The sequence below is a fragment of the Candidatus Stoquefichus sp. SB1 genome (assembly GCF_001244545.1).
Classification (GTDB): domain Bacteria; phylum Bacillota_I; class Bacilli_A; order Erysipelotrichales; family Coprobacillaceae; genus Stoquefichus.
The window spans coordinates 1-13,458 of record NZ_LN852696.1 but is presented as its reverse complement, the minus strand read 5'-3'; the positions used below and the strand labels follow the sequence as shown (position 1 = coordinate 13,458).

8 protein-coding genes and 3 rRNA genes are annotated in these 13,458 nt (G+C 37.8%); 1 reads left to right on the top strand and 10 read right to left on the bottom strand.

All coding sequences use genetic code 11. The features are described 5' to 3' along the window. Positions 1-14: 14 nt before the first annotated feature. The 7 genes from BN1865_RS12475 to BN1865_RS12445 all read right to left on the bottom strand — a co-directional run bounded on the left by BN1865_RS12475 (position 15) and on the right by BN1865_RS12445 (position 7,130). Entirely contained in the window at positions 15-2,834 is a 2,820-nt protein-coding gene (locus tag BN1865_RS12475) for an EAL domain-containing protein (RefSeq protein WP_050637596.1), read from the bottom strand. A gap of 183 nt (positions 2,835-3,017) precedes the next feature. Then, complete coding sequence (locus BN1865_RS12470; protein ID WP_050637595.1) at positions 3,018-4,226, bottom strand: ATP-grasp domain-containing protein; 1,209 nt, start codon at positions 4,224-4,226, stop codon at positions 3,018-3,020. 1 nt (position 4,227) lies between these two features. Next, a complete protein-coding gene (locus BN1865_RS12465) occupies positions 4,228-4,983 on the bottom strand; it encodes an esterase family protein (protein WP_050637594.1) in 756 nt (251 codons plus the stop codon). Positions 4,984-4,994: 11 nt separating this feature from the next. After that, a complete protein-coding gene (locus BN1865_RS12460) occupies positions 4,995-6,176 on the bottom strand; it encodes an ATP-grasp domain-containing protein (RefSeq protein WP_050637593.1) in 1,182 nt (393 codons plus the stop codon). 116 nt (positions 6,177-6,292) lie between these two features. Beyond that, positions 6,293-6,472 (bottom strand): hypothetical protein, encoded by a 180-nt coding sequence (locus BN1865_RS12455; protein ID WP_050637592.1) that lies wholly within the window; start codon positions 6,470-6,472, stop codon positions 6,293-6,295. A 12-nt stretch (positions 6,473-6,484) separates the two neighbouring features. Then, positions 6,485-6,922 carry a hypothetical protein gene (locus BN1865_RS12450; RefSeq protein WP_050637591.1) on the bottom strand — a complete coding sequence of 146 codons (438 nt, stop codon included), beginning with the start codon at positions 6,920-6,922 and terminating at the stop codon, positions 6,485-6,487. Continuing rightward, on the bottom strand, positions 6,909-7,130 hold the full coding sequence (locus tag BN1865_RS12445; RefSeq protein ID WP_050637590.1) for a helix-turn-helix transcriptional regulator: 222 nt from the start codon (positions 7,128-7,130) through the stop codon (positions 6,909-6,911). The genes BN1865_RS12450 and BN1865_RS12445 overlap by 14 nt, the downstream gene beginning before the upstream one ends. Positions 7,131-7,292: 162 nt before the next feature. On the opposite strand from BN1865_RS12445, the gene BN1865_RS12440 reads away from it, so the two are divergent. Next, positions 7,293-8,474 (top strand): MFS transporter, encoded by a 1,182-nt coding sequence (locus BN1865_RS12440; RefSeq protein ID WP_050637589.1) that lies wholly within the window; start codon positions 7,293-7,295, stop codon positions 8,472-8,474. An 87-nt stretch (positions 8,475-8,561) separates the two neighbouring features. Here BN1865_RS12440 and rrf read toward each other — a convergent pair. The 3 genes from rrf to BN1865_RS12425 all read right to left on the bottom strand — a co-directional run bounded on the left by rrf (position 8,562) and on the right by BN1865_RS12425 (position 13,414). Beyond that, positions 8,562-8,670, bottom strand: a 5S ribosomal RNA gene (gene rrf / locus BN1865_RS12435). Between the two features lie 77 nt (positions 8,671-8,747). Next, a 23S ribosomal RNA gene (locus BN1865_RS12430) occupies positions 8,748-11,659 on the bottom strand. Positions 11,660-11,890: 231 nt separating this feature from the next. Beyond that, positions 11,891-13,414 (bottom strand): 16S ribosomal RNA (locus BN1865_RS12425). The 16S, 23S and 5S rRNA genes sit together here, the layout of an rRNA operon. Between the last annotated feature and the right edge of the window lie 44 nt (positions 13,415-13,458).

Below are 13,458 nucleotides of genomic sequence, written 5' to 3'. Positions count from 1 at the left end.
AACTCCCTTTTTAATTATCCATTGTTCATAACCATACATAAACCACAATATATCTTAGTATCTTCTTCTTGGTCATAATAGACAATATGTTGATGTAAATACACCTTTTCACCCTGAAGATTAAAGCATGAATAATAGAAATCCATCCCTTTTCCCCAAGTCTTGAAATCAACAAAGATTTTTTCTACTGCTTCTCTATCTTCTGGACAAATACTCTCTAGCCCAAGTTGACTGCCAACCATTTGATTCATATCCTGTTGACTATATCCTAAATAATCTTTAAGTCCATAATTAAGAATATGACAAGCCAGATGATCATCTTTCACACGATATTCAATGATATTTCCTGGTATTGAATCTAAGATCATATGAAGTTCTTTTTGTCTATTCATCTGCTCAGTATAATCATTAATTACGCCATAATAAATACGTTGATGAGATTCTCTATGTAAGAAAAATGCTTTTAGATTCATCCACATAATTTCACCATTTAAACGATATCTTCTAAATGTTCCACTTGCACCCAAATGCCCATTTTTTTCAGCACGTTTAAATATATCAATCGCATAATCTCTATCTTCTTCATGTACCTGCAAAAGAATCGAATCTGCTTTTTCATTAAGATCCACTGGATTACATCCAGTAATACGATAATAGCCATCATTAACTGTTTTCAATGTCACATTATCATGATCATCAAGAGAATAAATCGCAACGCCACCAATGATATTGTTTAGCATAGATTCACTTGTAATATCTTTTTTAAATAAATCATCTATTTGCAATGTTGGTAAACTTTCTACCATAATATCTCTTGTATCAACATTTTGTAAGTGAGAAAGAAGTTCATCAAAATCACTCGCTGGCATCGGCTTGTAAAAATGGAATCCCTGCATATATTCACAATTCATATTCAACAAATGTTTAACTTGTTCTTCAGTTTCAACACCTTCAGCAATAAGCCCCATTTTTAACCATTTAGCCATGAGAATAGATGATTCTAAAACACTTAATCCTTTATTAAGACTATTTTCATCCATATCTAAAAACTTCATATCTAATTTTAAGACATCAACTTCAATATCCTTTAACATATTTAGTGCAGAATAACCACTTCCAAAATCATCCATTAAAACTCTAAAACCATGACTTCTTAATTGAGATATTGTTTCAATTAATTGTACAAAATTATCACTATATGCACTCTCAGTAATTTCAATTTCTAAGTAGCGTTTAGGTATTTGATAATTTGTACATAAATTTTCAAAGACTTGTACCAGATTATACTGGTAAATATCTAATCTTGAAACATTAACTGATAATGGAACAATCACTTGCTGTTTCACAATTCTATCATGAAGATACTGGCAAGTCTTTTCCCATACATAATAATCTAATTTATAAATAAAGCCACTATTTTCTAATATCGGAATAAATGTATTAGGCATTAATAAGCCTTTTGTTGGATGATTCCAACGCACCAAGACTTCTGCACCTATGATTCTTTGAGTTCTAGCACTACATTGTGGTTGAAAATAAATTTCAAATTCTTTATTCTCAAGTCCATTTTTCACACTAAACAAAATTTCCTGTTCATTCTCTAATTTCAATTTCATTTTTTCTTGATATAAAGCAACTCTATTAATATAATTTCCTTTAATTGAATTTTCAGCCATAATAGCACGATCACACATCAAAGTCAGAGGTGTTTTTCTATCTTGAATCGGATAAATCCCAGCAGCTGGTAAAAATCTATATTCAATATTGTAATTTTGAATCCAATTCACAATTTCATTTTCTAACATTTCTACATGACAACATTCATAAGGAATAAGACAAAGAAAATCATCATTCCCATTACGTGCAGCATAACCATTATTTGACTCTACAAAACGACGGATACAACTCGCAACATATTTTAATAAATTATCTCCTTGATCAGTTCCATACCATTCATTAAAGAGTTTGAAATGTTCTATATCAATAGAAACAATTGCATATTCTGTATCTAAATCTTTAGCTAATCTATCTTTAACAAGTTCTTGAAAAGTGTTCAGATTATAAAGAAATGTTAATGGATCTATTTGTTGCTGGTAACGATTATCAAGTTGTTTTTGAAGTCCGTTATATCTTTCATCGACATTCACAGCATAACAAAGATAGCATTTTTCATTGATATTCTTTTCAACTGGCTGCAAATATAAAGAAAAATAATGATAATTATTATCTGATCTTAAAACTCGGAAATCATCTACTATATGCCCCATATTCTCAGTTCGATATTCTAATGTAATTAAATCAAAGAAAGCTTTAAATCTTTCAATATCTTCTGGATAAATATATTTGGTGCTAAATTGTTCAACTAAATCCTTAATTTCTCCTTCATTAGCAATATCTACCTCTGAACCATCATTACAAAGATAACGATATGTCTGTGTATTAACATTTAATTCAACAAGTTCATCATAGTGCTGATCTTGATTTATATTTAAAAAGACTTTATGTTCTTCATCATTAATTGGATACATGGTTACTAAAATACATTCCCCTTCATGAGGCCAATTCAATCTTAAAGTCGTACAATTATCCCATCCACAATACAATTCATTATATTTTATGGATGTATGAATAACTGTTTGACTATTATTTAAGAATACAAGTGGACAATCTGAACATGGCTCACTACGATTTCTTAATAATCGATAACAGATAGAATTATTTTGTAATGTTGGATATAACTCTTTTAAAGAATTATCAAAATAAACAATTTGATATTGTTCATTAATTACATAAACTCCTCTTGTTGAAAGTCTTTCATTCTTTTTATTTACCATATAACCATCTCTTTTCTTCTTTATAACATAAACGCATACATTATTATCATAACATTTCTATTGAAAATCACAATCAAATTCTTGTCTCTATTTTAATTTTAAAGGGAATAATATGAATCATTCCCTTTGACACATTTACATTGTTTTTTTAATATAAGTATCATTCATAAGGATGAATACTATTTACATCCAATCAGTTCCATCTTCTCGTTTGAGTATATAGCGAATCATTGCAAACAGTTCTTCTTGAGTACGTGATTTGACAATGAAAACATGATTTCCCATAGCTGCTGATAAAGCTTCTGGTACATCTGTTTCTAAAGCAATGTTTTCACCATAAACTGCTCTAATCTGATCATAATTATACATATACCAAATACCATCACGACGACCTGTATAAGCAACCCAATATTCTCTTTTAATATCATAATAACATTGATTATACTTAATCATATCTGCCCATATTGTATAAACATCTACATTATAAGCAAAATTCATCATATCAGGCATATAAGCGCCAGGAGCACGCATATTCACTTCTAAGCCAACAATATCACCCTTTTTACCTAATCCTTCTCTATCCTCATCTAAACGAAAGAATTCAAAGTGGAAAAAACGACTTCTTGTATCAAAAGCTTCGACTGCTCTTTTTCCAACCTCTGCAATATCCAAACCTTCAACTGGCTGTGAATAAAAGGCTGTATCAGAGGCTTCATTGACATTATCCATGATTGAATTTAACATAACATGGCTTGTCGCTATTAAGATATTTTTATCTTTATCTGTAATACCATCAAAAGTCTCCACATGTCCAGGTACCATCTCTTCAATAATAAATTGAATCACTGGATCTTTTGTTGCAAAGAAATAATCTAACTCATCATCATTTTTTAATTTATAAGTAGAACTTGCTCCCACACCATTATCCGGTTTAACAATAACAGGATAACCTACCTTATTCGCAAAAGCTTTTGTTGCCTGATAATCATCCACCATTCTAAAACGTGCAGTAGGTATTCCAGCTGCTTTATAAACATCTTTCATTTTTGATTTATATTTCATTGGTGCCATATGTTGAATCTTTGTTCCAGTTGTTACATTGAATTCATTACGTAATGTTGCTTCCAATTCTAACCAATATTCATTTTGTGATTCAATCCAATCAATCTTACCATAATGCCAAGTATAATATGCACATGCACGATAAACTTCCTCATAATCTTCTAAATCATCAACCTTGTAATACTCTGTTAAAGCAATTTTAGTATGATATGGCAAATTATCATAACTTGCATCACCAATTCCTAAAACATTCACACCACGAGCTTTTAATCGATCACAAAAATTATAAAAATAGAGAGGAAAGTGTGGTGAAATAAAAATTAAATTCATATTATATCACCCTTTCTACAAAATATGGAAATTGTACTTGCCACCAATCCCAATCATGATTGACATCATTTCCCCAAAAATCAATCCATGCAGGAATATCTTTATATTCTAAAAGTTCTTTCATGCGTGCAGTACTTCTAATCATATCATCTTCCCAGGCTCCTTGACCACAACATAAAACAATCTTACAATGACGATACATATCAACATAAGGATGATCATAACTCATCCCATGAAGATATTGAATAGGTGAATTACGATAAATAATATCATCATGATAATCATCAAAGAATAAATCACTATCATAATATCCACTTAATGCAATTGTTCCCTTAAAAATATCTGGTCTTCTAAACATAAAATTAGCAGCATGCGTCGCTCCCATAGAACATCCTGTTGTAAAAATACCATCAGCATATCCGCCACCATTACCATAAGAATTAATCTCAAAAATTCTTGGTACCAATTCATTAACAATATAATAATACCATTGTTCCATCATATATGTACGATGTCTAGGATCAAGTCCTTTACCAGACCAAGATTCTGGATCAATACTATCACAACAAAACAATTGAATTCGTCCTTCATCAATTAAATGTTCAACAGTCTGTACCATCCCAAAATTTTCAAAATCAAAATAACGTCCATCCTGCGCTGGAAAGACTAAAATAGGTTGACCAGCATGTCCATATACCATAAACTCCATATCCCTATTTAAACACTCACTATATTCCTTAAACCATTCTTTTTTCATATTGATTCCTCCTATCCTAGCACAAAATCCACAAAAGCATTCACTTCATCCATTGTTTCAAAACGTGCTGTATATGTAAAATTCCCCATTGCACCACTTAAAATATCTGGCATTCTTTCAGCCATTAATAAATCAAATTGATATTTTTCCATAACTTCATTGTGAGTATGTTGATAATGCAAATAATCTCTTCTTCCACAATAAACACAATGATAAGGTCTATGATGATTATATTCACTTTCTCCCTTTACAACCATATCTGCATAAATATCATATACATTAATATCATTTGCAAAATTCATCATATCAGGTGTATATCCTCCTGGTGTTCTTAAATTCACTTCTAAACCAATAATATCACCTTTTTTACCTAATCCTTCTTTATCTTCTAACAATCTAAAAAATTCCATATGGAAACATCTTCCAGCTGTATAAAAAGTCTTAACACATGCTTTTCCAGCTAATTTTAAATCATAAGGTATTTCTCTTAAAGAATAATAATACATACTACTTGCATCATTCACAACATCCATTATTGGATTTGGAAAAACATGTGATGTTTCAAAAATAACATCTTTTTCAAGATTGGCTATACCATCATATGATATAATCAACCCATTAACAAATTCCTCCATAATATATTGAGTTGGATGATCTTCCAAATAAAAAGCCTTTAATTCTTCATCAGAAGAAATCTTATATGTCTTTGCTGCTCCTACACCATTATCTGGTTTTACAACAACTGGATAACCAACCTCTTTAATAAATTTTAAACCTTCTTCTAATGTTGTTGTTAAATGATATCTTGCTGTTTTAACTCCAGCCTCTTCATAAAACTTTTTCATTTTAGATTTACATTTAATATCTTCAATATGATCAGTATGTATTCCTGTTGTTATATTGAAATCAGTTCTTAATCTCGCATCTTGTTCTAACCAATATTCATTGTTAGATTCTAACCAATCAATATGACCATAATGAAATATAAAATATCCCATTGCTTTCACCATCTCATCATAATTTTCCATTGAAAATACTTGATAATAATCATCAACAGCATTCTTCAATTCTTCAGATAATTGATGATAAGGTGTATCTCCTATCGCTAAAACTGTGACACCTTTCTCTTTTAAACAATCACAAAATTGATAAAAATTTTTTGGAAAGGAAGGTGATACATATACAAAATTCATAACTATTCCCCTTTCTCTTTTTTTCTATTATATCATAGATATAACTATTATAAGGCAAAATTATTAAGAAATTTTTCTAAATATAAAACAAAAGGAATAGTTTTTTACGACTATCCCTAATTTTTACATGTATTTTTCTTTATTACACCATATAACATCACTACAATAGCAATTATTAATAATGTTAATCTTAACCAATGTGGAATCATATCAGCATCATATAAGAGATATGTCGTAGAACTGATCAATAACCCCACAACAAGATAATAATTTGTTTTCTTTGATCTTTGACACATATAAATCACTCCTTAATATTTATGAAAGTAATAAATCTTAAAAGCAAGAATAATAAACAACATCATAAAAATCGTTATAGTTAAAGTATACGCAACAACTAAATTTATATAAGCTGCCAAACTATCAGCAATCAATAAGCATAACACAATAACAATCAGTGAAGACTGACACATTTTCTGTTTAATTAATATTTTTCTTTCATCATGTTCTTGAATATAAAGTTTCATTAACTGTTCATCTTGTTTAACAGCGGACTCATATTTATAAACAATAATCACACCCATGAGGACTAAACCTGTACATATTCCCATTTGAAAACTTAAACCAAATTCTAAACTTGATGCATCTTTTTGAAATAAATATAAAACAATATTAAAAATAATTAAAATACATAAAACAATTTTAATCAATAAACTTCTCTTTTTAATATCTTTACTAAATTCTTCCATTATATTCCTCCTCTACTTCTGTAAAATCAAATACCTCTTCAATTGACAAATCAAAATATCGTGCTATTTTGTATGCCAAAACTAGTGAAGCTACATATTTTTCTTTTTCTAGAGATATAATCGTCTGTCTTGTTACCCCTACAGCTAAAGCAAGTTCATCCTGAGACACTTTATTTTTCTTTCTTAATTCTTTTATCTTTGTCTTCATTTCATCACTTCCTACAATTAGTATAGTACACTTTACATTTAATGTAAAGTTAATTTTACATTTTTCTATTTATTTATGTAAAATTAAATTTTCTATTTCTGAAATAATAAAGCGTTTACAAAACGAATTCAGTATAATAGAAATGATATGGGAGGAATTTTTATGAAAGATAAAAATATACTGAAATTTCAAGTCTTCTATTTTTTATTGATAGGGGCTGTGGGATGTTTTACTCCTTATATTAATGTTTATTTGGAAAAAAGTATTGGTCTTAATGGTTCAGAGATAGGATTGATTACTGCAATTTCATTAATATTAGGTGTCTGCGTTATTCCCTTATGGGGGATTATTGGTGATAAAACAAGAAAATACAATTTATTGTTGATGTTTTCATTAGCTGCTAGTATTGTTGTTTTATATTTTTATTCAAAACAGACCGTTTATATTGGCTGTATTGTCTTTGCATTATTGTTAGAACTTGTTAGATTAGGCTCAACACCTATGGCAGATACAATTGCAATGAATTATACTGCAAAAACGAACGGTAATTATGGTTCCATTAGAGGAATGGGATCATTAGGTTATATGTTAGGAAGTATGGCCGTTGGTTTTTTAGCTGATATTTTCGGTTTAGATGGTCCTTTGTTTACAAGCTATATGTTATTATTAGGAATTGCTTTACTCATTTGTTTTACCTTTCCTAAAGCTGATTCAAAGGATATTGATAAAGAGAAACCACAAAAAGGAAATTTTAAAGATTTACTTCTTAATAAAAACTTTTTATTTATGTTAGTGCTTGTTATTATAACCCAAATTGTTGTTGATAGTTCAGGTGCTTTCGCTGGTAACCATTTAATTGTTACATTAAAAGGGGATAATTCATTAATCAGTTGGTTGACATTTGTTCAAGTCTTACCTGAATTTTTATTCCTTATGATTGCATCAAAAGTCATTAAAAGGCTAGGTTATAAGAAGTTCTTCTTACTTGCAACTATTCCAATGGCTATTCGTATGTTTACATATGCACTCGTTCCTAATTCATATGTATTCGTTATTGTGAGCATCGTTCATTGTCTTGGTGTCGCATGTTCGACAGTTGCTGCTCTCGCTTATATTCAAGAAACAGTTAATCCAGCAGTTTTTGGTACTGCAGTTACATTGCTTAATGCTGCAATGAATATTGGAAAGGCAGTCTTTGGTTATATCTTTGGAAATGTCTATTACTATTTCGGTTCTTACAGACTATTCCTCATTGGTGCTATTATCGTATCAATTGCTATTGTGATGATTCTCTTTACTAAAAGACTCGATATTGATCATTCGAATCCACTTGAAGATAACTAAAAAAACTATGACCTCATGATCATAGTTTTTTAGTTATCCACATTTCTGCAAAGAAAAAAGGGAGAGACTGACGTCTCTCCCGGATTGAACCGGCAGCCTGCTATTGTCGCACTTGCGCACTATCTTCGCCGCTGTGATGCTTAACTTCTGTGTTCGGTATGGGTACAGGTGTCTCCATCACCCTATCGCCACCGGATCTCTTTCCTTCTCCTGAATGCACGAGCACTCAAAACTGAACAGCTCTCTAGCTTCTTTCTCCTTGAACCCTTCTTCTAGGCTAAGCCCTCGACCGATTAGTATCATTCAGCTCAGCATATCGCTATGCTTGCACCTATGACCTATCTACCTCTTCGTCTTAGAGGGGTCTTACTTCGCTTTGAATGGGAAGTCTCATCTTGGAGGGGGCTTCACACTTAGATGCCTTCAGCGTTTATCCCTTCCAGACTTAGCTACCCAGCTGTGCCACTGGCGTGACAACTGGTGCACCATTGGTCTGTCCACCCCGGTCCTCTCGTACTGAGGGCAGCTCTCCTCAAACTTCCTACGCCCACGACAGATAGGGACCGAACTGTCTCACGACGTTCTGAACCCAGCTCGCGTACCGCTTTAATGGGCGAACAGCCCAACCCTTGGAACCGACTTCAGCTCCAGGATGCGATGAGCCGACATCGAGGTGCCAAACCTCCCCGTCGATGTGAACTCTTGGGGGAGATCAGCCTGTTATCCCCAGGGTAGCTTTTATCCGTTGAGCGACGGCCCTTCCATTCGGCACCGCCGGATCACTAAGCCCGACTTTCGTCCCTGCTCGACTTGTTGGTCTCGCAGTCAAACACCCTTTTGCCTTTGCACTCTGCGCATGGTTTCCATCCATGCTGAGGGTATCTTTGGGCGCCTCCGTTACTCTTTGGGAGGCGACCGCCCCAGTCAAACTGCCCACCTGACACTGTCCCGTCATCGGCTTCACGATGTCCGGTTAGAACCTCAATGCATCAAGGGTAGTATCCCAACGGCGACTCCTCGAATACTGGCGTATCCGTCTCTCAGTCTCCTACCTATCCTGTACATCATGCATCAAGATCCAATATCAAGCTACAGTAAAGCTCCATGGGGTCTTTCCGTCTAGTCGCGGGTAACCTGCATCTTCACAGGTACTAAGACTTCACCGAGTCTACAGCTGAGACAGCGCCCAAATCGTTACGCCTTTCGTGCGGGTCAGAACTTACCTGACAAGGAATTTCGCTACCTTAGGACCGTTATAGTTACGGCCGCCGTTTACTGGGGCTTCAATTCATTGCTTCTCCTTGCGGATGACAACTCCTCTTAACCTTCCAGCACCGGGCAGGCGTCACCCCCTATACTTCGACTTGCGTCTTGGCAGAGAGCTGTGTTTTTGGTAAACAGTCGCTTGGGCCGTTTTACTGCGGCTCAGCTTTCACTGAGCACTCCTTATCCCGAAGTTACGGAGTCATTTTGCAGAGTTCCTTAGCTATAGTTCTCTCGCTCACCTTAGGATTCTCTCCTCACCCATGTGTGTCCATTTTCGGTACGGGCTGACAAAGAGTTTATTGCTAGAAGCTTTTCTTGGAAGCTTGCTTTGGCGACTTCTGTACTTATCGTAATGTTCCATACGCTTCACGCCTTCGGGTTTCAACATCCGGATTTGCCTGGATGTCCCCTACCTCGCTTGCACCAGCTATTCCAGCAGCTGGATCGCCTAGCCTTCTCCGTCACTCCATTGCCTCTTCGCCAGGTACGGGAATCTCCACCCGTTATCCATCGACTACGCCTCTCGGCCTCGCCTTAGGCCCCGACTTACCCAGAGCGGACGAACCTTCCTCTGGAAACCTTGGGTTTTCGGTGCGTGGGATTCTCACCCACGTTCCGCTACTCACACCGGCATTCTCTCTTCCTGACGCTCCACATGTCCTTGCGATCATGCTTCCTCGCTGTCAGGAACGCTCCCCTACCACTTATACTTCGTATAAATCCATAGCTTCGGTATTATGCTTAGCCCCGGTAAATTTTCGGCGCAGAGTCATTCGACTAGTGAGCTGTTACGCACTCTTTAAAGGATGGCTGCTTCTGAGCCAACCTCCTAGTTGTCTGGACATCTCCACATCCTTTTCCACTTAGCATATATTTTGGGACCTTAGCTGATGGTCTGGGCTGTTTCCCTCTTGACTACGGACCTTATCACCCGCAGTCTGACTGCCGCATATGTCTTCATGACATTCGGAGTTTGATTATGCTCAGTACCTCGGGATGAGGCCATCACATATTCAGTGCTCTACCTTCATGACACTTCCTGCGACGCTAGCCCTAAAGCTATTTCGGGGAGAACCAGCTATCTCCGAGTTCGTTTGGAATTTCACCCCTAGCCACAATTCATCCGCCAACGTTTCAACGGGGGTCGGTTCGGTCCTCCATCGGGTTTTACCCCAACTTCAACCTGATCATGGCTAGATCACTCGGTTTCGGGTCTATGACATGCAACTTCCGCCCTTTTCAGACTCGCTTTCGCTTCGGCTCCGCATCTCCTGCTTAACCTCGCTCCATATCATAACTCGCCGGCTCATTCTACAAAAGGCACGCCATCACCCTTTAACGGGCTCTGACTTCTTGTAAGCATATGGTTTCAGGTTCTCTTTCACTCCCCTCCCGGGGTTCTTTTCACCTTTCCCTCACGGTACTGGTTCACTATCGGTCACTAGGGAGTATTTAGCCTTTCGAGATGGTCCTCGATAATTCCGTCAGGATTCCACGTGCCCCGACGTACTCAGGGTCTGTCTCGTCTCACTCCCACAATTTCGGATACGGGAGTTTCACCCTCTTCGCTGCGCCTTCCCCTGCGCTTCTCCTATCATGCTCGCTCAACTTTGCTGACACCCCTATAACCCCATCGCTATGATGGTTTGGGCTCCTCCGCTTTCGCTCGCCGCTACTTACGGAATCGTTCTTACTTTCTTCTCCTGCAGGTACTGAGATGTTTCAGTTCCCTGCGTCTTGCCTCATGCATCTATATATTCAATGCATGATGACACACCTCTCGATGTGCCGGGTTCCCCCATTCGGACATCAGCGGGTCTTAGCCTGCTTACTGCTCGCCGCCGCGTTTCGCCGTTTGCTGCGTCCTTCTTCGCCTCCTAGTGCCTAGGCATCCGCCATACGCTCTTTCTTGCTTAACCTAAAGTGTTCAAGTTCTTTTTCTTGTTTTCTCTTTTGTTTATCTTAGTTTTTTGCAACTAGATGAATCGACCTTCAATCTCTTTCCTGATCTCGTTTCTTCTTCATCTATCTTCTTTTCTGTTGTAAAAAGTTTTTGCTAGTTTGCTATTCAGTTTTCAATGTTCCTGCCTTGAATGCACGCAACGCACATTCAAAACTAAACAGATCTCCACGTCTTCTCTTCTCCCTAGAAAGGAGGTGATCCATCCCCACGTTCCCGTAGGGATACCTTGTTACGACTTCACCCCAATCATCAGTCCCACCTTAGACAGCTCCTTCCTTGCGGTTAGGCCACCGGCTTCGGGTGTTACCAACTCTCATGGTGTGACGGGCGGTGTGTACAAGGCCCGAGAACGTATTCACCGCGACATTCTGATTCGCGATTACTAGCGATTCCAGCTTCGTGCAGTCGAGTTGCAGACTGCAGTCCGAACTGAGAACGGGTTTATGGGTTTCGCTCCACCTCGCGGTCTCGCTTCCCTCTGATCCGTCCATTGTAGCACGTGTGTAGCCCAGGTCATAAGGGGCATGATGATTTGACGTCATCCCCGCCTTCCTCCTCCTTGCAGAGGCAGTCTCGCCAGAGTCCCCAACTTAATGATGGTAACTGGCAACAGGGGTTGCGCTCGTTGCGGGACTTAACCCAACATCTCACGACACGAGCTGACGACAACCATGCACCACCTGTATCCGATATAGCTATTTCCTCATCTCTGAGGCTTTTATCGGTATGTCAAGACCTGGTAAGGTTCTTCGCGTTGCTTCGAATTAAACCACATGCTCCACCGCTTGTGCGGGCCCCCGTCAATTCCTTTGAGTTTCATTCTTGCGAACGTACTACTCAGGCGGAGTACTTATTGCGTTAACTGCAGCACTGAGGTCTGACCCCCAACACTTAGTACTCATCGTTTACGGCGTGGACTACTAGGGTATCTAATCCTATTTGCTCCCCACGCTTTCGGGACTGAGCGTCAGTTGCAGCCCAGATCGTCGCCTTCGCCACTGGTGTTCCTCCATATATCTACGCATTTCACCGCTACACATGGAATTCCACGATCCTCTGCTGCTCTCTAGCTATTTGGTTTCCACGGCTTACCGAAGTTTAGCTTCGGGCTTTCACCGCAGACCTCTATTGCCGCCTGCTCCCTCTTTACGCCCAATGATTCCGGATAACGCTCGCCACCTACGTATTACCGCGGCTGCTGGCACGTAGTTAGCCGTGGCTTCCTCATAAAGTACCGTCACTCATATGTCATTCCCTACATATGCCGTTCTTCCTTTATAACAGAGGTTTACATACCGAAGTACTTCCTCCCTCACGCGGCGTTGCTCGGTCAGGCTTTCGCCCATTGCCGAAAATTCCCTACTGCTGCCTCCCGTAGGAGTCTGGGCCGTGTCTCAGTCCCAGTGTGGCCGTCCACCCTCTCAGGTCGGCTACGCATCGTCGCCTTGGTGAGCCTCTACCTCACCAACTAGCTAATGCGCCATAAGTCCATCCTTCTGCTATCCCGTGGGATATTTAACAGTGAGGTCATGCGACCCCTCTGCCTATGCGGTCTTAGCTGCCGTTTCCAGCAGTTATCCCCCTCACAAGGCCAGGTTACTTATGTATTACTCACCCGTTCGCCACTCACTGATTAATCAGTGCGTTCGACTTGCATGTATTAGGCACGCCGCCAGCGTTCATCCTGAGCCAGGATCAAACTCTCCATTGTCTATCTCCTAAACAATTTCTTGTTCTCTTGACTCTCTTTGTTTC

Bases quoted from the DNA above. Each gene is read 5' to 3' on its own strand.
- BN1865_RS12475 (WP_050637596.1), bottom strand. From the start codon at position 2,834: ATGGTAAATAAAAAGAATGAAAGACTTTCAACAAGAGGAGTTTATGTA.
- BN1865_RS12470 (WP_050637595.1), bottom strand. From the start codon at position 4,226: ATGAATTTAATTTTTATTTCACCACACTTTCCTCTCTATTTTTATAAT.
- BN1865_RS12465 (WP_050637594.1), bottom strand. From the start codon at position 4,983: ATGAAAAAAGAATGGTTTAAGGAATATAGTGAGTGTTTAAATAGGGAT.
- BN1865_RS12460 (WP_050637593.1), bottom strand. From the start codon at position 6,176: ATGAATTTTGTATATGTATCACCTTCCTTTCCAAAAAATTTTTATCAA.
- BN1865_RS12455 (WP_050637592.1), bottom strand. From the start codon at position 6,472: ATGTGTCAAAGATCAAAGAAAACAAATTATTATCTTGTTGTGGGGTTA.
- BN1865_RS12450 (WP_050637591.1), bottom strand. From the start codon at position 6,922: ATGGAAGAATTTAGTAAAGATATTAAAAAGAGAAGTTTATTGATTAAA.
- BN1865_RS12445 (WP_050637590.1), bottom strand. From the start codon at position 7,130: ATGAAGACAAAGATAAAAGAATTAAGAAAGAAAAATAAAGTGTCTCAG.
- BN1865_RS12440 (WP_050637589.1), top strand. From the start codon at position 7,293: ATGAAAGATAAAAATATACTGAAATTTCAAGTCTTCTATTTTTTATTG.